This is a genomic window from Arthrobacter sp. R4-81 (assembly GCF_054792365.1).
On the sequence record NZ_CP096445.1, the window covers coordinates 1,612,104 to 1,632,764 of the forward strand.

Genomic DNA, 20,661 nt, shown 5'->3' on the forward strand with positions numbered 1-20,661 from the left:
AAGGCCGGTCTTGTCTCCACAGTGTGGAGGCAGGACCGGCCGTCATTGTTCCCGCATCCGCCGTTCCGGTTACCAACACAGGGAGTTCCTGGGCGGAGACGTACATCACCCCGCTTCGATTTGGCCTCCCGTTGGGCGGCAGGTAGAGTTGATCTTGCGACGCGGGGTGGAGCAGTTCGGTAGCTCGCTGGGCTCATAACCCAGAGGTCACAGGTTCAAATCCTGTCCCCGCAACTGAAAAATGAAAGTCCGGAATGCTTGAAAAAGTATTCCGGACTTTCTGCTTTAAGACCCGGATTTGAACTGCTTAAGAAACCCGATTGACGAATGAACCAGTTCGGCGGCGCTCTCCGAGGGCAGGAGTGGGCTCATCTCCGAGGTGGACTTTGGGGCCCAAAATCTAGGGTAGGCTTGATCTTGCGACGCGGGGTGGAGCAGTTCGGTAGCTCGCTGGGCTCATAACCCAGAGGTCACAGGTTCAAATCCTGTCCCCGCAACCACTAGAGGCCCTGACCGGCAATACGACCGGTCGGGGCCTCTTCTTTGGATCCCGCATTTAGTAGCATTTCCTAGTATTCTCGATCGCAGGATGCCAGGGATGAATATGTTGCGGGGCATGACTGAAGCCCCGCCATATTTCGCTCTTGCGGCCTGTGATGATCCAAGCTATTAAGGCGGTCAGCAATAGACCGTGCGCTCCTGCCGTCCGGCCGAAGCAAGCAGCTATTACTATCAGTCGATCATTCTCGAGAGGAATGCTTTTCGATGTCAGTGCCAACGAAGAAGTCCGGAACCGCGAAGAGCAAGTGGGTGCAGCGCTACTGGGCGGTGCCGGCAGCCTTGGTTGCCATGCTCTTGATCGTGCTCCTGACGAAGTGGCTGACGGGGCTGTCCGGGGTCAACGACTTTCTGGAGCAGTATCCCGGCCATTCAGAGCTCCCGAGCGGGGCCCCGGTTGGCTTTCCTGCCTGGCTTGCGTGGCAGCATTTCCTGAACGGTTTCTTCCTCCTTCTCATCATCCGTACGGGGTGGCAGGTTCGCACCACCGCCCGCCCGGCTGCGCACTGGACCAGGAACAACAAGGGGTTCATCAGGACCAAGAACCCCCCGAGCAAAATCAGCCTTGATCTGTGGTTCCACCTCACCCTGGATGTCCTGTGGATCCTGAACGGCGTTGTGTTTGCCATCCTTCTGTTCGCTACGGGTCAGTGGATGCGTATTGTTCCCACATCATGGGACGTCTTCCCCAACGCACTCTCGGCTGCGCTCCAGTATGCGTCGTTGAACTGGCCCACTGAGAACGGCTGGATAAACTACAATGCACTTCAGCTGCTGACGTATTTTGCCACCGTGTTTATCGCAGCACCACTTGCCTTCATCACGGGTTTGAGGATGTCGTCAGTCTGGCCCAAGAAGGCGCCCACACTCAACAGGCTTTTCCCGATTGAAGCGGCAAGGGCAGTGCACTTCCCCGTCATGATCTACTTTGTGGCCTTTATCGCGGTCCACGTTTTCCTGGTCCTGGCCACAGGGGCGCTGCGGAACTTGAACCACATGTATGGCGGGAGCGACGAGGAGAACTGGGTGGGCTTCTGGATATTCGCTGTCTCCGTGGCCGTCATGGTCGGCGCCTGGTTCCTCGCCAGGCCGCTCTTCCTGCGCCCCATAGCTTCCCTCATGGGTAAGGTCACCCGCTAACCGCTTCCAAGACTGAAGGCCGGGATTCCATGGGAATCCCGGCCTTCAATTACGTCAAGGGGTGAGTACGTCCGCGAAACTTCTAGAGCTTGTCGAAGTCTGCTTCCTCGACTGTGGTTTCGGATGCCTGGGAGCCGTTTCCGGCGCCGATTGCAGGCTTTGCGCCGCCTGATTTCAGGGCAGCGAGGCGGGCTTCAATCTCGGTCTGTTCGCCGAGATCCTCAAGCTGGTTGAACTGGGAGTCCAGGCTGGATTCTGCCAGTTCCTGCTGACCCCGGACCTTCGCTTCTTCCCGACGGATCTTTTGTTCAAAGCGGCCCACTTCGCTGGTGGGATCCATGATGTCGATGCTCTTGAGCGCATCGTGGACCTGGGACTGGGCGGCGGCAGTCCTGGACCGGGCAACCAATTCGTTGCGCTTGCTGGTGAGCTCGTTAAGCTTGCCCTTCATCATGTCCAGGCCGGACTTGAGCTTATCCACGACCTCGGTCTGGGACGCAATGCTGGGCTCTGCGGACTTCGCTTCGTTTTCCGAGGAGATCTGTCGCTGAAGTGCTACCTTGGCGAGGTTGTCGAATTTCTGGGCGTCAGCAGCATTGCCGGCGCTCCGGTACTCGTCTGCCTTCCGTGAAGCAGCCAGGGCCTTGTTGCCCCAGTCCTGGGCGTTCTTGATGTCTTCGTTGTAGTCGTCCTGGAGCATCCGCAGGTTGCCGATGGTCTGGGCAACCGCAGATTCAGCTTCGGCGATGTTGTTGGAGTAGTCCCTGACCATCTGGTCCAGCATCTTCTGCGGATCCTCGGCTTGGTCCAACAGGGAGTTGATGTTCGCCTTCGCAAGCTGCGCCATGCGGCCGAAAATGGACTGCTTAACCATGGTGTTACCTTTCGTCCTGCTCGGTTGTTCCCACTGATTTCAGTGAACAAATGATGTACCGCTCTATCCGCTTCAAAGGTCATCCTCTGAGGCGCCTAGTCATTCGGGCCTAGAAGCTGCCGGAATCCCCGCCTCCGAAGTCGCCGCCTCCGAAGTCGCCTCCGCCAAAATCTCCACCGCCGGAATCTCCGCCCCAGCCTCCACCGTCGCTGTGGCCGCCGCCCCAGCCGCCGCCTCCGCCGTTGAGGATGGAGTTGATGAGGATGCCGCCCAGGATGGCGCCACCAAGGCCGCCGCCTCCTCCGCCCCCGAACATCCCGCCGCCGCCATAGCCCTGGTTGGCGTAGCCACCGAAATGGTCAACGTCGGTCTGGGCCAGCTGGGCTGCCTGTGCGGCCAATGCGTGCGCTTGCTGGGCATAGGTGAGTGCGGTGACGGGATCGTTTCTGGAGATGGACAAGGAATAGTCCAGGTTGCGTTGTGCTTCGGCCAGCCGGGTACGTGCCTCGGTCCCGACTCCTCCGCGCCGCGCAGTGATGTAATCCGACGTGGCGCTGATCTGCGCCTGGGCGGACATGATGGTTTGCTGGAGGGCAGCCTGTGCCCGGCGGGCCTGTTCTTGCTGGTCCCTGATACCGCTGAGCGCCTGGTCCAGGGACTGGTGGGCAGCTTCCACACGTTCCAGAGTGGCAATGGGATCGATCTTGCCTCCTTGGATTTCCTCTTTCACTTGGTCCAGGGCAGCCTCTACGCGCGCTACAGGTCCAGCCAGCTCCGGATGGGCCCCCGACTGGATCATGGCCTTCGCCTGAACCAGATCCTGGGAGATGTCCACGACGGCGGCTTCCAGTCCGGTTCGGGCCTCGTCGAGGTTGCTCGAGACCTTGGATATGGCATCGATCAGAACGTTTGTCTGGTGGAGGCCCTCTTCTGCTGCCCGGACGGCTACCGCCGCGAGGCTGCCTTCACCGGCGGCAAGCTTCTCCTGGGCCGTCTCGGTGGCATTCTGAACGAAGGCGAGGCGATCCTTGGCCTGAGTGATGTTGTCAGAGACCTGCACCAGGGCGCTGTCTGCGTACTTGGCCCTGAGTCCTGTCAAGGTCTGCTCGGAGTTGGCGATTTTCGCCTCTGCCTCGCGCGCTCCCGCGTTCACCGCGGCAAGAGCCTGCGGTGCGGTCTTCTCCAGTTCCCGGAGGGAATCGAAGTCTGCCTTCTGTTCGCGTAGCGAAGCGAGGGCGGCTTCGGACCGGCGGATGATCTCGCCCAGCCAGGTACGCTGCTGCTCCTCGGTGTCTGGGATGTGGTCATCCAGTTGCTGCTGCAGCTTGAAGGACTCGGACATGTGGCCCTTGGCGTCCTGCAATGCCTTAGTGAAATTGCCCACTGCAGATTCGCCGTACTGCGCCTCAGCAAAACCGAGTTCCTGCTCACTGGATTTAATGGCGTCGTCAGCCTCAATCAGGAGGGAGCCGCTCTTTCGGCGTAGCTCCTCGACGCTCAGTGAAGCCAGGGGATCAAGCTCAGCACTCTGGGGCCCATAGCTGGCGCTGGACGCCTGGGAGGCCTTTTTCCGCCGATTGCGGAGATACAGGTAGGTGCCTACGCCGCCAGCCGCGACAACACCGGTACCAACGAGGACAGCCGTTCCTGCTCCGTCGCCAGAAGAAACCTCCCCGCTTCCTCCGCTGGCTGCGTCGCCGACGGCGCGTGCCGTATCGATGGCGGCTTGGGCGAAGTCCCGTTTTCCGCCGCTCAGGTTGGTAACGATGGCGTTCTGGCTGATGTTGGGAGTCTTTGAGGCAATTGCGCTACGGGAGTTGGGGGCGAAGTAGAAATTGCCGTCATCTGACATCGCCAAGATGACATCGGCTCGTCCCATTCCCTTGGTGGTGGCCACAGCATTGGCCCATTGTTCCGGGTTGGACGGGTTTTCGAACTTGTCCACTGTGACCACGTACAAGTTGTACTTGTGATCCTCCAGGAGCTTCTTGATGGCCTCTCGGACCTCACCTTCTCGTCCTCCGAGGACTTTGGCGTCGTCAACGATGTTCTGGCCGGACGGGATGGTCACCGGATCTTCGGCCCAGGCTGCGGTGGCGGGAAGCGCCAGCATGCCGGCCAGACCGATCACGGCGAGAACACGTCTAAAGTTTGACCGCATGTGCAACCCTTCAGCACTTCCGCGGCCGGTCCAGGCTGAACCAGCCGTCACAGAAAGCACCAGCGCCCCCACGCATGTCTAGCCGCAGGGTCGCTGAGGCATTTCCATTTGATTCTATGGTGCACCTTTTGGGCCGTCCACATGAGGGAATATGCCACCAGCGAAACGCGCTTAAACCCTTGTGGCAGCAGTGAGAGAGTCTTTCAGGAACCTCCCAGCAAACGTCCGCATTAGTTTCAGTCGCAGCATCCATAGTTAATGCAGACACGGATGAAAGGAAGTCCAATGACTGAGAACCCACAAGGCGGTTCGCCCGAGACGCGGGAGCCCCTGGAACCGGGCGTCGAGGAGGGCAGGTCCCGCCAGGTAGCAGGAGAGGCAGGTGCCCCTGACGCCGCAACTGTGGCCTCAGGTGAGGAGCGCTCCTCCGGAGATCCTGCATACTCCCGCGACACGGCCGGTCTTGCCGGCCAACAGCAGCCCTACGCCACCGGCCAAACGGCCGCTGAGAACGTGTCCGCTCCGGGCGAGCTGCAGGGCGAGGGGGAGAGTGCCCGCACCGAGCAGTTCGGCCGCACTGAGCAGTTCGCCCCGCCCGCCGGTCACGCACAGAGCGCGCCAACCGCGCGGTTCGCGTCTCCAACCCATGAGCCGGCAGGCAATGAGTCTGCCGGCCAGGCGTTTGGCCACCAAAGCCAGACGCCCGGCCACCAAAGCCAGACGCCCGGCAACCAAAGCCATGATCCCGCCCAAAGAGGAAATGGAGCGCCGTATGGGCAGCCGACGTCGTTCTACGGCTCCCACAGCGGATCCCACGTAAGCGGTGGCCAGCCTCCTTATGGCCCGTCGCATGTATCTCACCCCGCAAATTCCCCTAAGCGCAAGGCGACTTTCGGCGTCGGGACCCTAGTAGCCAGCATTCTTGCAGCCGGCCTTGTGGGCGGCGGAGTGGTTGCGGCCAGTGACGCTTTCCTTTACCAGGGTTCTCCCGCAGCTGTCAGCAGCAGCCAGCAGGGGACCGTGATCGTCAACAACAAGGACGACGTCAACGTTATTACTGCAGCGGCGCAGAAGGCTTCCCCGAGCGTCGTCACCATCAAAGCCACCGGCGGCGGTGAAGGCGGAACCGGATCCGGCATCATTCTCGATACCGAGGGCCACATCCTGACCAACACCCACGTTGTGACGCTTGACGGCAAGGCCGCCAACGCCACCGTAGAGGTGCGTACGAGCGACGGACGGGTCTTGTCTGCCCGCATCGTTGGTACTGATCCCTTGTCCGACCTTGCCGTCATCAAAGTGGACAACGCTTCCGGCTTGGTTCCGGCTACGCTGGGCGACTCGGCGAAGCTAAACGTCGGCGACACCGCCGTCGCCATCGGATCCCCGCTCGGCCTGACCGGAACGGTCACGGACGGCATCGTCTCCACCCTGAACCGGACCATCAGTGTCGCTTCGTCCGCGGCACCCAAGGATGGCGGTGACAATTCGCAGGGTGACAACCAAGGCGGCTTCAAGTTCGCACCGCCGGACGGCGGTCAGGGCCAGAGCAGCCCTGACCAGGGCTCCATCTCCCTCAACGTGATCCAGACTGACGCAGCCATCAACCCCGGGAACTCCGGCGGGGCGTTGGTCAACAGCAAGGGTGAAGTCATCGGCGTGAACGTGGCCATCGCTTCCGCCGGGGGCGACTCCAGCAGCAGCGGCAACATCGGCGTCGGCTTCAGCGTTCCGATCAATCACGCCAAACGAGTTGCCCAGGAGATCATCGACACCGGTAAGGCCAGCCATGGCCAGTTCGGCGTCAGTGTCAAGGCAAAATCAGCAAGTAGTGCGGCATCAGCGTTCTCAGTAGGCGCTGAGGTGGCCACGGTGGAGTCCGGTTCGGCCGCAGCCAAGGCCGGGATCAAGGTCGGAGATGTGGTCACCAAGTTCAATGACCTTGCCATCAGTGATCCGAACCAGCTGACGGCGGCGGTGCGCGAACAGCCGGCGGGAGCCTCGGTCAAGGTCACCATCCTTCGCGGCGGCCAGGAGCAGCAGTTGGATGTGACGCTCGGAGCAGCGGCAGAACAATAGAAAAACCGAACAGGAACGACGGCGGGGCATCCATCGGTGCCTCGCCGTCGCTTTGTCCGCGGCTGCTTATTGGCGCTCGATATGTGGGGAACCAGGCCGGGACAGCAAATGGGTCTGAAACAGGCGTTAACGCAGGCCGCGGGTATGAGCCGCTATATGGTTAGCTAGGATTTACCCGCACCCTTGGGAAGATCCGCGGACATGACCCCACCCGGCTGGCATTCCATGGACATGGAGTGCCGCTGAACAGAAAGTGGAAGAGACATTGAAGATCATCGTGCTGGTCAAGCATGTTCCTGACGCCCAATTGGACCGTCACCTCAACGGCGCGGACTACACAACAGACCGTGCTGAGAGCATCCTGTCCGAACTGGACGAATATGCGCTCGAAGCCGCCCTGCAACTGACAGAGGCCCAAGGCGGCAAGGGAGCCGGCCACCAGGTCATCGCCTTGAGCATGGGCCCGGCAGGTGCAGCCAACGCCATCAAGAAGTCCCTGCAGATTGGCGCCACTGAGGGCGTGCACCTTAAGGATGACGCTCTGGCGGGTTCGGATGCCGCGGCCACGTCGTTGGCACTGGCCGCAACTGTCCGGTATCTGAGTGCGGGCGGCCCCGTGGACCTGATCCTTACCGGTATGGCTTCCACCGACGGCGAAACCTCCCTTGTGCCGGCGCAGCTGGCCGAACGCCTTGGCCTCCCGCAAGTGACCTTCGCCTCGGAGCTCGAGATCTCGGACGGCCGGATTACTGCCCGGCGCGACAGCGACACACACTACGACACCATCGAGGCACCGTTGCCTGCCGTGGTATCAGTGACTGACCAGATCAACGAGCCGCGATTCCCCAACTTCAAGGGCATCATCGCTGCGAAGCGGAAAACCATCACCACCTTGTCTCTGGCGGACATCGGCGTCAACCCTGCCGAGGTGGGTCTGTCCGGCTCCTTGACGGCAGTGCAGAATGCCGAACCGCGTCCGCCGCGTAGCGCCGGCACCATCATCACCGACGAGGGCGATGCCGGCATCAAGCTGGTTGACTTCCTGGCCGCCCAGAAGCTGCTCTAAGGGGAATCCACGAATATGGCAAAAGTACTTGTATTCATTGACAATCAGGGCCCCGCTGTCAAGAAGAGCAGCCTCGAGTTGCTGACCATTGCCCGCACGATCGGCGAGCCGGTTGTGGCATTCAACGGTGAATTCAACGACGACGTCGCGGCTGCTTTGGGCTCCTACGGTGTCACTGCCGTGTACCGTCCGCGGAGTGCAGACCTCGATGACTATCTCGTAGCTCCCAAGGCTGCTTACCTGGCTGAAGCAGTTGCTGCGACCGGTGCCGGCACGGTGCTCATCGAGAACTCATCGGACGGTAAGGAAATCGCTGCCAGGCTGGGCATCAAGCTTGGAGCAGGAGTAGTCACCGACGTCGTTGGAGTTGAAGCAGACGGAGCGGCTCACAAATCAGTGCTGGCGGGCTCTTACAAAACGGTATGCCGCGCCACCACGCCGGTCTCAATTCTGACTGTCAAAGCGAACTCACTGACCCCTGAACCGGCTGCCACGGCGACGGTGCCAGAGTCCCTCACCATTGAGGTGCCGGCCTCTGTCACGGCGAACGCAGCCCGCATCACCGGACGCAGCAACAAGGCAACCAGCGGGCGTCCGGATCTTCTGGATGCACGTATTGTTGTGGCCGGCGGGCGTGGTGTTGATGGCGATTTTGGCCCCGTGGAGGAGCTGGCAGACGCGCTGGGAGCTGCAGTAGGAGCTTCCCGTGCCGCCACCGACGCCGGCTGGATCAGCCACGACGCCCAAGTTGGTCAAACCGGAAAGACCGTTTCTCCCGAGCTTTACATTTCCGCCGGCATCTCGGGGGCAGTGCAGCAGAAGGCAGGCATGCAGACGGCAAAGGTCATTGTTGCAATTAACAACGACGCCGAGTCTCCTGTTTTCGAGATTGCAGACTTCGGGATTGTGGGGGATCTTTTCGAAGTCCTGCCGCAGGCAACCGCGGAAATCAAAAAACGCAAAGGCTGATGATTGAGCACTGATCCTGTTTCAGCGCAGAGCCCGTTCAACCCGGCCTACCGGGTTGAGCGGGTCCTCTGTTTTGGAGCCCATCCTGATGATATTGACTTCGGCGCCGCAGGAACGGTCGCCGCGTGGACCGCGGCAGGCGTGGAGGTCAGCTACTGCATCATGACCGACGGCGATGCCGGGGGTTTCAACCCTTCCCAACGTGAAGCGATCGTTGCCTTGCGCGCGGAGGAGCAACGCAGGGCAGCTGCCTTGGTCGGAGTCTCTAAGATCCACTACCTGCACGAACGTGACGGCTTCCTGGAACCCTCGCATGAGGTGATGCGGGGAGTTGTGAAAGTGATCCGGGAAGTCCGCCCCGACGTCGTACTGTCCATGCACCCTGAGCGCAACTGGAACCGGATCCAGAAGAGCCATCCGGATCATCTGGCCGTCGGGGAAGCCGTGACCCGCGCTGTGTACCCGGCCCTGGAAAACCCGTTCGCCTACCCCGAGTTGGCCGAGGCCGGGCTTGAGGCGTACAAGTTGCCTTGGCTATGGCTTTTCGCGGGACCGGAGGAGCGGGAGAACCATTTTGTGGACGTCAGCGACCACGTGGAGGACAAGCTTGCCGCCATTCACGTCCACACCAGCCAGCATCCTGATGTCCAGGCCATGGACAGAACCGTGCGGGCAATGATGTTGCAGAACGGGCAACGAGCAGGCATGAAAGAAGACCGCAGTGCTGAAGCCTTCCACGTGGTCAGAATCAACGGCGACAGCACCATCGCCGGCTTCTAAAGGAGTCAGGCTCCCAAGGTAGCCGCGGCAACCGGCGGCGTGCTGGGTGACCCGGACCCGCCGAGCGGTTCGACGGTAATTCCCAGCGACGCTGCCGCCTGGATGCCGTCAACCACAGCCGGCTTGGACAAGGCTTCTGCGTCCATCAGTCCCTTCGAGACCGGTGCTGAACCGTCCTTCGGGATCAGCCACATCTGGTAAACCTTGCCCTCCGGGGGCGCCGGAACGCCGTCCATGGTGACCACCAGGGCGTTCTTCGACGGCGAGATTGCGAGGTTGGCCGTGCCTCCGCCTGTTACGCCCACACTCGCCTTACGGAGATCCTGGGCCTGGAGGACCTGGTTCAGCGGATCGTTCTGGTACGCATTGTAAGCTCCGATCCCCACTCCGCCGAGGGCCAAGGCCGCCGCAGCGGCCACCCCGATGATCCAGTTCCTCATCGGGCCGGACCGGCGGCGTTCCTCACGCCGTTGGCGGGCGGCGGCCAGGGAGTCGGGGACGGCTGGAGCGGCTTCCTGTTGGGAAGGCAATTGAGCCATGATGCGGCCAAAGAGGTCCGACGACGGCTCCTCCTCCGCGGTGAAACTCACGGCCAGCGTTTCGCGTGCCTGGCGGACCCGGTCGTTGAAGGCTTTGCGTTCTTCGGGCGTCGCTGCTGCCACGTGCCGCTCCACAGCCGCGCGCTCGTCGGCGCTCAGGGCGTCCAGGGCATAGAGCTCGGCCAACTCCGCTGCACGTCCGGCAGCCAAGTCGGTGGCAATGTCCACGGAAAAAGTCATCGGATCACGATCGCTGTTGTTTTCAGTCATCTCAACTCACACCCAAACAGGTCTTCAACCGGATCAGTCCGTCACGGATGCGGGACTTGATGGTGGGCACGGCGGCATTCAGCCTCTCTGCAACTTCCCGGTACGTCAATCCGCCGTAGTACGCAAGGCGGACGGACTCCTGCTGGGTTTCAGTCAATGTGCCCAGGCACCGTACAACCGCCTCCGCCTCCAACCTGCTGTCCACTTGGTCCGAGACGGAGTCGTGGTCGATGTCCTGGCTGCTGGCTCCGTACCTGGCTTCCCTGTCCGTGGCCGACTGGGTGGAACGCACCTTGTCGACCGCTCGGCGGTGGGAAATGGTCATCAGCCAAGCTAATGGGCTTCCAGCTTCATCGTTGAACTTCGAGGCATTTTGCCAAACCTGCAGAAAGACTTCCTGAGTTGTGTCTTCGCTAAGTTCCGCGTCAATCAGCACCCTCCGCGCCATCCCATACACGCGCCTCGAGGTGAGTTCATAAAACTCAGCGAAGGCGGGCTGGCTTCCGCCCGCTATCTGGGCGAGCAGTGAGCCCAGGCGGCGGTTCAGGTCGAGACTGGTGCCAGTAGAGGCGGCAGCCCCAGGGTTAGGCGCATTGGGAGTGTCCATCACTGTCAAGCATATGTCCGCCGGAGACCGTGCGGGAGCGCCGACGCCCACGGAGGACTCGCCCGGAGTTATGGTCCCAGTTTCCCCGCCGGGGCTTGCTGCCAGTGTTGTCACCTTCCGCTCTCACGTTCCCTCCGCTCGCTTTCCTACTAATAATTCGGCGCTGGCGGGCGTTCGGATGGGAAGAAGACAGCACTCTTTCCTAGAGCTTTGCTCCTGCAAATCCATTCTGCCGCCATGCCTCGTAGACGGCGATGGACGCGGCGTTGGCCAGATTCAGCGAGCGCAGCGAAGGGAGCATTGGAAGACGGACACGGGAGGTTACGTGGGGATCGGATTTGATGGATTCCGGAAGCCCCACGGATTCCTTGCCAAAGAGCAGGACGTCGCCCGGCCGGTAGCTGATGTCGGTATAGGACGCCTCGCCATCGGATGTGAAAGCGAAAACCTGTTCCGGCTGAAGGGCCTTCCACGCGGCGTCCAGGTCCTGGTGAATGGTGACGACGGCGAGGTCGTGGTAGTCCAGCCCCGCCCGGCGGAGTTTGGCGTCGGAGAAATCGAAGCCGAGAGGCTCAATCAGGTGCAACTCTGCTCCGGTTATGGCTGCCAGGCGGATGGCGTTGCCGGTATTGCCGGGAATTTCAGGGGCGTGGAAGAGGATGCGGAACACTGTCCAATAGTAGCTACCCTTGCGGCTGCCATTGGCCGCATCCCGGTCCGACGCGTTAGTGCATGCCGCGGAGCAGCCTGGCCAGTACCGGCACATTCACCGTGTTGGGGGCCGGTCCTGAGCTAAGGAACTGCTTGAGCCCCCGAGCAAGCCCGGCAGCATTAACCACCTGCACCATGTCCAGGCTGCTCCGGGACCGCCGGTGGTGGTCTATGACGGGCTCGTGGAGGTTACCGTCGGGGCTGTGTATGACTGTCCAGCCCGTGACATTCAACTCAGGGAAAATGTCCTGCATGCGCCTCACCACATGCGCTAACTGTGGTGGCGCGATGGAGCGTCCGCCATGGTTGAGGGTACTGCCGTTCCACGCATAGGCACCCTTTGGAAGCAGCATGGAACCGATGATCGCAAGCCGGTAGCCGGAGAGGACGGCGTGGTCGATGTGGCTGTTGTCCGCGGGGGACTGAAGGCCGTTGATGAGCCTGGCAGCGGGAATGGCGGGAAGGATCTGGCGGGTGATCAGCTGGACGGTACGCATTTCACGCTGGATACGGGCTTCGGCTCCGAAGATCCCACGTTTGCGGGGCATTCCGTGCACCTGTTGGCGGGCCAATTCAGAGGGAATGAGGGGAACATATCCCTCTTGGTTGGCGGTCTCGAACGGCGGAATATAAACGGCGGGGTCACCGGCCGTATTCCGGGGAGTGTTGGGGCGACGGACGGTGGATGCGGCATGGCTGCCTGCCGCTGGAGCGTCGAAGTGGGCGCCGTCGTCGTCCTCTGAGGTTCCCATCGCGTAGGCGCGGTCGTATGCTGAACGGCGTTTGGGATCCATCAGTATCTCGTACGCGAGAGTAACCCGGCGGAAAGCGGCGGCGTCACCGCCCTGGTCAGGATGGGAAAGGCGTGCAGCCTTACGGTAGGCCACCTTGATCTCCTTCTCCGTTGCCGTGACGGCGATACGGAGAACCTGGTAGTGGGAGCTGCTGCCCTGGGTCAACCACGGATCCTTTTTCTTGAGGTGCCAGCCCGCTCAGGCAGTCCGGTCCGGCCAGTTTAACCGGCTAGGAACACAACGACTGCACAGCCGCTCTTGGTTCCCTGCGTGGCGGCGGGGCTGGTCCGTGCGAATCGGTTATGGCGGTGACGGGAGATTAGACTTTTGCGGAGGCCCGTGCAGGACGGCGTCTTCGGCAGGGCAGCGGGGGGACTGGGTGCGGGACGTCAAAGGCAAGGCGCGGCGGGTCATATCGGCCAAGAAATCAGCACGAATGGCGGGGAAGTGGGGCAGTTTTCAGTCCGCAGTTCTTCGGGCGGTTCTCCTCACAGCCGGTGTGGCGTTGACTGCGGCCGGCTGCAGCCTGGATGTACCGGACCCTGCTGCTCCCAAGGTTGTTCCCACCACCCCGGGAGTAGCCACACCCACGATCACTCCGGGATACGACGCTGCAGCCGTAGCGGGCAAGGACATGCCTTTCGCGGCTGGCGATACGTTGCCCGCAGGGGTTCCGGTGGGGATTTCTGATGGTCTGGCCCAGGCCCCGGGCTGGAAGCCCGGGAAGCAGGATGTGGCGGGCGAAAACCAGTACATCAAGGCCGACGGCTGCGTGGTGGCCGCAAAAGTGCGGACAAACCAGTGGCCCCTGACTGCCAGCGGCAACGACAAAACCTCCACCGTGGAGCTTTTCACTTACCTGGATTCCACTATCCTGCCGGACTACTTGACGCTGGCCAACCTGCGTTGGGGAGGGGAACCGGGCAAGCCCGCTCCGAACGTGGAGGTCCTGGTCCTTGAAAGGCGGCCCACGTCCGGGGCCAAGGCCACCTCGATTATGGCGAGGATGTTCGGTGAAACCGGCTCGTCCGTCTATATCTCCATTTCCTGTCCCGACCAGGGCACGCTGTCAGCTGCGAAGGCCGATGTAGCCCAAAGAGTGGCGGTTGTGCCGCCGTCGGACTGACATCCTTTTCATAAGACTCCGCCATGAGCCGTCGTCAACGTCTCCAATCGAAGAGACGGGGCCCCAACGCTAGAATTGGTATGTGCCTGCCTACCTTGATCATGCCGCCACTACGCCCTTGTCCCCGGAGGCGTTGGCTGCACTGACGCGGGAACTTTCCCGCACCGGCAACCCCTCTTCGCTGCACGGCTCTGGCCGCCGTGCCCGTCGCTCAGTCGAGGATGCCCGTGAAGTGCTTGCCGCAGCGGCGGGAGCGCACCCCTCAGAAGTCATCTTCACCTCGGGAGGCACTGAGGCGGATAACCTTGCAGTTAAGGGACTGTATTGGGCCCGGCACGGCGAAGATCCGTCCCGCAGACGCGTCCTGTGTTCCGCCGTCGAGCATCCGGCCGTCCTGGATGCCGTGGAGTGGCTTGAAAAACATGAGGGAGCCGAGGTCTGCTGGTTGCCGGTGGACGGCGATGGCGTGGTCCGGTTGGATGTTTTGAGGTCCGAGCTCGCACGCGATCCAGGTTCCATTGCCTTGGTCACGGTGATGTGGGCCAACAATGAGGTAGGAACAATCCAGCCGATTGCGGAGATCGTGGAGCTGGCGCATGCAGCAGGGGTGCCGGTGCATTCTGACGCTGTCCAGGCATTCGGCTCCCTGCCGGTGGCCTTCAGGCCTGTCGGCCTGGATGCGATGTCGATTTCAGGCCATAAGATCGGCGGCCCGGTGGGCGTCGGGGCCCTGCTGTTGGGGAGATCGGTGAAGCTGACCCCTGTGCAGCACGGCGGTGGTCAGGAGCGGGACGTCCGATCGGGAACGTTGGACACAGCGTCCATTGCAGCCTTTGCCGCAGCCGCCGAAACCGTCACCCGGAACCTTTCGGCGGAATCGTCACGAATCTCGCGCCTCCGCGATCGCCTTATTGCTGGAGTGCAGGCAGCGATACCGGCCGCAGTCCTGCGAGGGGCGCCTGGGGCCGGCCGCCTACCGGGTAACGCGCACTTCACTTTCCCCGGTTGTGAAGGGGATTCCTTGCTGTTCCTGCTGGATCTGGCGGGTGTGGAATCGTCCACAGGTTCTGCCTGCACTGCAGGTGTTCCGCGTCCCTCCCATGTGCTCCTGGCCATGGGCCTGGACGAAGAGACGGCCAGGGGAGCGCAGCGCTTCACCTTGGGGCATGCGTCGACAGAGGCGGATGTCGATGTCCTGCTGAAGGCATTGCCTGATGCCTATGATCGCGCCGCCCAGGCGGGCATGGCGGGGCATGTTTCCTCCATCCAGACAGCCGCCACTGTTGCCCGTCAGGGTTCTGTTGCCCGTCAGGGTTCTGCGAGCAGCTGATCCAGGGGCATTGCGGCATCGGCCAGGGCTTCTGGTGCCAGCTGCCTCCGTGAACTGATCAGTTCTTTGATCACCTTTTGGGCGGACGGTTTGGGCTTGGCGGCCTTGGGCCAGTTGACGCTCATTCCCGCCACCACCCGTCCTTCATGCTGCCAGAAGGCAATGAATTCCTTACTTTCGAGTGAGCCGCGAACCACAGGGCTTTCCTTGGCGAGCGTTGGGAATCCCGAGTACTCCATGCTGACGTCGAACTGGTCCGTGTAGAAGTACGGGATGGTATCGAACACGACGTCCTGTCCCAGCATGGCCTTCGCCACCGTCTTGCCCCCGTTCAATGCATTGGACCAGTGCTCACTGCGGTGGTGCTGGCCGGTGAAGGGGTGCAGGGCATTCGCGACGTCCCCGGCCGCATAAATGTCCGGAGCCGAAGTCCGCAGTGAGGCGTCAGTCAGAATGCCGTTGTTCAGGTCCAGGTGCGCTTCCTTGGCAAGTTCGACGTCCGGGACGACCCCGACGGCGATCACGACAGTATCTGCCGGAAGGAACTCCCCGGAATCGGTGACCACGCCTGCGGCCTTTCCTGAAGTTCCTCGTATCTCCACAGCCGATGCGCCCAGCCTGAAACCTACCCCGTTGGCCTCATGGAGGCTGTGGAAGAACCTGCCTAGATCCGGCCCGATGGCAGCAGAGAGCGGAATATCCTCGAGTCCGATGAGGGTCACCTGGTTGCCGTAGGCGGACGCGGCGGCGGCCAACTCCATTCCTATCCAGCCTGACCCGATCATCACAACGATCCTGCCGCCGTCGGACAGCCTGTCACGGAGCATGCGGCTGTCATCGACGGTCCGGAAAGTGGTTACCCCGTCAAGCCCGCTGCCTGGCAGCGGTACGGTGCGAGGCTGGGCGCCAGTGGCGATCAGCAGGGAGCCGAACTGAATCCGGCTGCCGTCGGCCAGGGTTACGCCATGAGCGGCGGCGTCAATTTCAGTGACCCTAATCCCCAGGCGGAGGTCGACGTCGTTCTCCCGGTACCAGGAGTCGGGCACCACAGGAAGGGCTTCTTCGCCCTCTTTGCCAAGGAGGTACTCCTTCGAGAGCGGAGGACGCAGGTACGGATGATGCTTCTCTGCCCCAATGAGTGTGAGGGAACCGGCGAAGCCTTGGCCGCGGAGAGTCTTTGCCGCCGTGGCACCCGCCAGCCCGCCTCCCGCGATGACGATATGTTCGGCAACCATGATGCGCCTCGATTCTGACCGAAGGCCGCAGCCTTCGTGGACCTTTTCTAAAACTGATACTCTTGACTTTAGAAGCGAAGGCACTCGACGGTCAAGGGATTTTGGGCCCTGATTCGCAAGGACAGTAGAATAGATGGGCGGACCCTGTGTCCGCCGGAATATCAACCGGGCTTCCGGTCCCGAAATCCCCCAATTTTCCCAAAGAAAGCCAGTATGCGAGTTCTTGCAGCCATGAGCGGTGGAGTGGATTCCGCCGTTGCCGCCGCCCGCGCCGTTGACGCCGGGCACGACGTCGTCGGTGTTCACCTGGCGCTCTCCCGCATGCCCGGAACCCTCCGCACCGGCAGCCGGGGCTGCTGCACCATCGAAGACTCCCGCGATGCCTGGCGGGCTTGTGACGTCCTCGGAATTCCCTACTATGTGTGGGACTTCTCGGAGCGGTTCAAGGAAGACGTCGTCCAGGACTTCATTGACGAATACGCTGCCGGCCGCACCCCCAATCCATGCATGCGCTGCAACGAGCGCATCAAGTTCGCGGCGTTGTTGGAAAAGGCCATAGCTTTAGGTTTTGACGCCGTCTGCACCGGGCACTATGCGAAGGTGATCGAGGATGCGGAGGGCAACCGCGAGCTCCACCGCGCTGCAGATTGGGCCAAGGATCAAAGCTACGTGCTGGGTGTCCTGACGCACGAGCAGCTCAAGCATTCGATGTTCCCGCTGGCAGATACGCCCTCCAAGGCCGAGGTCCGCGCCGAAGCCGAGCGCCGGGGCCTGTCCGTGGCAAACAAGCCTGACAGCCATGACATCTGCTTCATCCCCGACGGCGATACCGCTGGCTGGCTGGCTGAGAAGATCGATATGACCACCGGGGACATCGTTGATGAAACTGGCTCCAAAGTAGGCGAACACCCAGGGGCCAATGCCTTCACCGTCGGCCAGCGCCGCGGATTGAAGCTAGGCACTCCCGCCGCCGACGGGAAGCCGCGCTTTGTTCTGGAGATCCGCCCCAAGGAAAATAAAGTGGTTGTAGGCCCGGAGGCGCTTCTAGCCATTGACGAAATCCGGGGCATCAAGGTGTCCTGGGCAGGCCTCCCCATCGGCGAGATCAGTACGGGTGAGCACTTTGACTGCTATGCCCAGGTCCGCGCGCACGGCGACCCGGTCCCTGCGCGTGCATGGATGGAGCGCTCAACGGACGAGGACGGCCGCAGCCAGGAAAACCTCGTCGTCACCCTCACCAACCCCCTGCGCGGAGTCGCGCCTGGTCAGACGGTGGTGCTTTACCAGGGTAGCCGGGTACTTGGTCAGGCGACCATTGACACGGCCCGTTCCCTGCAACGCGCAGCCCTTTAAGCCGCGGGATATCCTGCCGGCCAGCCTTCAGGCCGAAGAAAACGATAGTCATGCATCAATCCGGTAAATATTGTGTTTCAAATCACCAGAACTGACCTTCCAGTATCGGATTCTCTGATTGAATCAAGGCACCAGCACAGCGCGCCGTAATACGGAGTAACTTTTCGATCAATAAATTACTTCCGGTATACATCAGGCGGCGCGCGGTAGTCATCGAACAGAAAGTTCACAGATGCCAACAACTAAGAAAGCCCTGCGGAGTGCTATCGCGCTCGCGGGCGTTTCCGCCCTCGCCCTGACTGCCTGCACGGGCCCCTCGGGCGGCGGAACGAACACCGGCGGAGCCGGAGGTGGAACCATTACGTTTGGCACCACCGACAAGGTGGTCACTCTGGACCCCGCGGGCTCCTACGATGCCGGTTCATTTATGGTGATGAACCAGGTCTACCCGTTCCTCATGAACGCCAAGCCCGGAACGGCTGACTCCACCCCTGACATCGCTGAGTCAGCGGAGTTCACGAGCCCCACCGAGTACACCGTCAAGCTGAAGTCGGACCTCAAATTTGCGAACGGCCACGCGTTGACATCATCCGACGTGAAGTTCTCCTTCGACCGTGTGGTCAAGATCGCAGACCCCAACGGCCCGGCCTCCCTTCTGGGCAACCTCTCTTCGGTCGAGGCCACTGACGATCAAACAATCGTCTTCACGCTGAAGAAAGGCAACGACCAGGTCTTCCCCGGAGTCCTGGCCGCCAACTCGGGTCCCATTGTCGATGAAGAGGTCTTCCCGGCCGACAAGGTCATGACCGACGATGACATCGTCAAGGGCAAGCCCTTCGCCGGCCCCTACACCATAGAAAGCTACAAGAAGAACGAACTGGTCAGCCTCAAGCCCAACCCGGATTACAAGGGCCTTTTGGGTAAGCCGGCAAACGACGGCGCCAACATCAAGTACTACGCGGACGCCAACAACCTCAAGCTGGAGGTCCAGCAGGGTGGGATCGACGTCGCCGGCCGCAGCCTGGCAGCCACTGACGTCGCTGACCTTGAGAAGGATTCCAAAGTCAAGGTTCACAAGGGGCCCGGTGGTGAGCTCCGCTACATCGTTTTCAACTTTGACACCATGCCGTTCGGTGCCAAGACACCTGATGCAGATCCCGCCAAAGCGCTCGCTGTCCGGCAGGCAATGGCCCACATCGTAGACCGGGAAGCTCTTGCGACCCAGGTCTACAAGGGAACCTACCTCCCGGCGTTCTCGGTTGTTCCCGACGGCTTCGTCGGCGCTACCCAGCCGCTCAAGGAAATGTATGGTGACGGCGCGGGCAAGCCCAGCCTGGACAAGGCGGAGAAGGCATTTTCGGACGCTGGCGTCACTGCTCCCGTGACCCTCAAGCTCCAGTACAACCCTGACCACTACGGCGAGTCCTCAGGAGACGAATACGCCATGATCAAGGAGCAACTGGAAAAGTCAGGACTGTTTAAGGTGGACCTGCAGTCCACTGAATGGGTCACCTACTCCAAGGACAGGACAGCCGACGCCTATCCGGTTTACCAGTTGGGCTGGTTCCCGGATTATTCCGACGCCGACAACTACCTGACGCCGTTCTTCGTTCCGGGCAACTTCCTGGGCAACCACTACGAGAACCCGGCTGTGACCGAGCTGATCGGCAAGCAGCTGACCACCGTTGAGAAGGCCGAACGCGAGAAAGTCCTGGGTGAGGCCCAGGAGGCCGTTGCCAAGGACCTCTCCACCTTGCCCCTCCTGCAGGGTGCACAACTGATGGTGGCCGGGGCGAATGTGAAGGGCGTTGATACCACCCTTGACGCTTCCTTCAAGACCCGTCTTGGTGTGATTTCCAAGTAAGAGTCCCATCAGGTCCTGACCAGCCATGGAGGCGGGGCGCCACAACGGCGTCCCGCCTTTGGCTCGTCACCCGGCCCCCAACAACCCCGGGAATCTCTAGATTTTAGGTACTAATGACAACCCTTATTGATGCGCCGCCAAGCGACGCCGACGGGATCCTCCCGTCGAAAAAGAAGTCATCGGGCGGCGGTCTTGGCCAGTACATACTGGTCAGGTTTCTCCTGATCTTCCCCACGATCTTTATCCTCGTCACCATGGTTTTCTTCCTGATGCGAATCACCGGTGACCCCATTACGTCAGCCCTGGGCGGCAGGCTTCCCCCTGATCAACTGCAGGAACGGATCCACGCCGCAGGCTACGACAGGCCAATCCTGGTGCAGTACCTGGAATACCTTGGCCAACTCGCCACGGGGAACTTCGGCACCACATTGTCGGATAACCGCAAGGTTTCGGAAATGCTGACCACCTATGGGGCGGCCACGCTGGAACTCTCCATCAATGCCGTGCTAGTTGCTCTGGTGGTGGGAATTCCACTGGGCATGATCGCGGCTCACCGGCGTGACAAGGCACCGGATGCGGTGCTCCGCATTTTCGCTATCCTTTGCTATTCCACCCCGGTGTTCTTCTCCGGACTCCTCTTCAAACTGACGTTCGCTGTCTGGCTGGGCTGGCTGCCTGTGGCAGGCCGGGCCACCACCTCTACCGAGCTTTCGCTAACTGGCCTTGGGGCCCCCTCAGGAATTTACTGGCTCGACGCCCTCCGCAGCGGGAACATGGCGGCCCTTGGCGACGTGGTGGCGCACGCCGTTCTTCCGGCCCTCGCCTTGGGCCTCCTGACGGCCGGAATCTTCCTTCGGCTCGTGCGGACCAACGTTATCGGCACACTGGGCAAGGACTACATCGAAGCTGGACGCTCACGGGGCGTCAGCGAATTTAGGCTCGTGACCAAACACGCCTACAAGCCTGCCCTGATCCCCATCATCACCGTTATGGGGCTTCAGATCGCCGTGCTGCTCGGAGGAGCCGTGCTGACTGAGACCACTTTCGAATGGAAGGGCCTGGGCTTCCAGCTGGCTTCATACCTTACTGCCCGTGACTTTGTGGCGGTCCAGGGCATTGTGGTCCTCCTGGCGATCATCGTGGCTGTCACCAACTTCATCGTGGACATCGCTGCCGCGCTGATCGACCCCCGTGTGAGGTACTGA

The 20,661-nt window shown here is 61.5% G+C and carries 17 protein-coding genes and 2 tRNA genes; 12 read left to right on the forward strand and 7 right to left on the reverse strand.

Annotation, left to right across the window (positions count from 1 at the left end):
- The first annotated feature begins 160 nt into the window (after window positions 1–160).
- From M1E05_RS07565 to M1E05_RS07575, 3 genes are all read left to right on the forward strand, one after another.
- Window positions 161–234: transfer RNA gene (locus tag M1E05_RS07565), tRNA-Met, on the forward strand.
- 189 nt (window positions 235–423) lie between these two features.
- Window positions 424–500: transfer RNA gene (locus tag M1E05_RS07570), tRNA-Met, on the forward strand.
- A 265-nt stretch (window positions 501–765) separates the two neighbouring features.
- On the forward strand, window positions 766–1,698 hold the full coding sequence (locus tag M1E05_RS07575) for a cytochrome b/b6 domain-containing protein (RefSeq protein ID WP_458111445.1): 933 nt from the start codon (window positions 766–768) through the stop codon (window positions 1,696–1,698).
- A gap of 82 nt (window positions 1,699–1,780) precedes the next feature.
- Here M1E05_RS07575 and M1E05_RS07580 read toward each other — a convergent pair whose 3' ends face one another.
- Together M1E05_RS07580 and M1E05_RS07585 are read right to left on the reverse strand one after the other, a co-directional pair.
- Window positions 1,781–2,572 (reverse strand): PspA/IM30 family protein, encoded by a 792-nt coding sequence (locus M1E05_RS07580; RefSeq protein WP_458111444.1) that lies wholly within the window; start codon window positions 2,570–2,572, stop codon window positions 1,781–1,783.
- A gap of 109 nt (window positions 2,573–2,681) precedes the next feature.
- Window positions 2,682–4,733 carry a TPM domain-containing protein gene (locus M1E05_RS07585; RefSeq protein ID WP_461164901.1) on the reverse strand — a complete coding sequence of 684 codons (2,052 nt, stop codon included), beginning with the start codon at window positions 4,731–4,733 and terminating at the stop codon, window positions 2,682–2,684.
- Window positions 4,734–5,018: 285 nt separating this feature from the next.
- On the opposite strand from M1E05_RS07585, the gene M1E05_RS07590 reads away from it, so the two are divergent.
- The 4 genes from M1E05_RS07590 (at window position 5,019) to M1E05_RS07605 (ending at window position 9,627) form a co-directional block, all read left to right on the forward strand.
- Window positions 5,019–6,812, forward strand: a complete 1,794-nt coding sequence (locus tag M1E05_RS07590; protein WP_461164902.1) for a S1C family serine protease — start codon at window positions 5,019–5,021, stop codon at window positions 6,810–6,812.
- 265 nt (window positions 6,813–7,077) lie between these two features.
- On the forward strand, window positions 7,078–7,878 hold the full coding sequence (locus tag M1E05_RS07595; RefSeq protein WP_458114533.1) for an electron transfer flavoprotein subunit beta/FixA family protein: 801 nt from the start codon (window positions 7,078–7,080) through the stop codon (window positions 7,876–7,878).
- Window positions 7,879–7,893: 15 nt separating this feature from the next.
- Window positions 7,894–8,847 carry an electron transfer flavoprotein subunit alpha/FixB family protein gene (locus tag M1E05_RS07600; RefSeq protein WP_461164903.1) on the forward strand — a complete coding sequence of 318 codons (954 nt, stop codon included), beginning with the start codon at window positions 7,894–7,896 and terminating at the stop codon, window positions 8,845–8,847.
- A 3-nt stretch (window positions 8,848–8,850) separates the two neighbouring features.
- Window positions 8,851–9,627: a PIG-L deacetylase family protein gene (locus M1E05_RS07605; protein ID WP_461164904.1), complete on the forward strand. Its 777-nt coding sequence runs from the start codon at window positions 8,851–8,853 to the stop codon at window positions 9,625–9,627.
- 5 nt (window positions 9,628–9,632) lie between these two features.
- Here M1E05_RS07605 and M1E05_RS07610 read toward each other — a convergent pair whose 3' ends face one another.
- From M1E05_RS07610 to M1E05_RS07625, 4 genes are all read right to left on the reverse strand, one after another.
- Window positions 9,633–10,436: an anti-sigma factor gene (locus M1E05_RS07610; RefSeq protein ID WP_461164905.1), complete on the reverse strand. Its 804-nt coding sequence runs from the start codon at window positions 10,434–10,436 to the stop codon at window positions 9,633–9,635.
- Between the two features lies 1 nt (window position 10,437).
- Window positions 10,438–11,043 (reverse strand): ECF RNA polymerase sigma factor SigK, encoded by a 606-nt coding sequence (gene sigK / locus M1E05_RS07615; protein ID WP_461164906.1) that lies wholly within the window; start codon window positions 11,041–11,043, stop codon window positions 10,438–10,440.
- Window positions 11,044–11,245: 202 nt separating this feature from the next.
- A complete protein-coding gene (locus M1E05_RS07620) occupies window positions 11,246–11,713 on the reverse strand; it encodes a tRNA (cytidine(34)-2'-O)-methyltransferase (protein ID WP_461164907.1) in 468 nt (155 codons plus the stop codon).
- A 55-nt stretch (window positions 11,714–11,768) separates the two neighbouring features.
- Window positions 11,769–12,713, reverse strand: a complete 945-nt coding sequence (locus M1E05_RS07625; RefSeq protein WP_458111436.1) for a J domain-containing protein — start codon at window positions 12,711–12,713, stop codon at window positions 11,769–11,771.
- A 214-nt stretch (window positions 12,714–12,927) separates the two neighbouring features.
- Here M1E05_RS07625 and M1E05_RS07630 point away from each other — a divergent pair, with 214 nt between their 5' ends.
- The gene (locus M1E05_RS07630) at window positions 12,928–13,674 is read left to right on the forward strand and encodes a hypothetical protein (RefSeq protein ID WP_461164908.1); all 747 of its coding nucleotides are present in this window, start codon (window positions 12,928–12,930) and stop codon (window positions 13,672–13,674) included.
- 82 nt (window positions 13,675–13,756) lie between these two features.
- The gene (locus tag M1E05_RS07635; protein WP_461164909.1) at window positions 13,757–15,004 is read left to right on the forward strand and encodes a cysteine desulfurase family protein; all 1,248 of its coding nucleotides are present in this window, start codon (window positions 13,757–13,759) and stop codon (window positions 15,002–15,004) included.
- On the opposite strand, the gene M1E05_RS07640 is transcribed toward M1E05_RS07635, so the two are convergent.
- Window positions 14,983–16,239: an NAD(P)/FAD-dependent oxidoreductase gene (locus tag M1E05_RS07640; protein ID WP_458111433.1), complete on the reverse strand. Its 1,257-nt coding sequence runs from the start codon at window positions 16,237–16,239 to the stop codon at window positions 14,983–14,985. The two genes, M1E05_RS07635 and M1E05_RS07640, sit on opposite strands and share 22 nt — an antisense overlap.
- 231 nt (window positions 16,240–16,470) lie before the next feature.
- Between M1E05_RS07640 and mnmA the strand changes: the two genes are divergently transcribed.
- The 3 genes from mnmA (at window position 16,471) to M1E05_RS07655 (ending at window position 20,661) form a co-directional block, all read left to right on the forward strand.
- A complete protein-coding gene (mnmA, locus tag M1E05_RS07645; protein WP_458114532.1) occupies window positions 16,471–17,592 on the forward strand; it encodes a tRNA 2-thiouridine(34) synthase MnmA in 1,122 nt (373 codons plus the stop codon).
- Between the two features lie 232 nt (window positions 17,593–17,824).
- Entirely contained in the window at window positions 17,825–19,456 is a 1,632-nt protein-coding gene (locus tag M1E05_RS07650) for an ABC transporter substrate-binding protein (RefSeq protein WP_461164910.1), read from the forward strand.
- A gap of 113 nt (window positions 19,457–19,569) precedes the next feature.
- Window positions 19,570–20,661 carry an ABC transporter permease gene (locus M1E05_RS07655; protein WP_461164911.1) on the forward strand — a complete coding sequence of 364 codons (1,092 nt, stop codon included), beginning with the start codon at window positions 19,570–19,572 and terminating at the stop codon, window positions 20,659–20,661.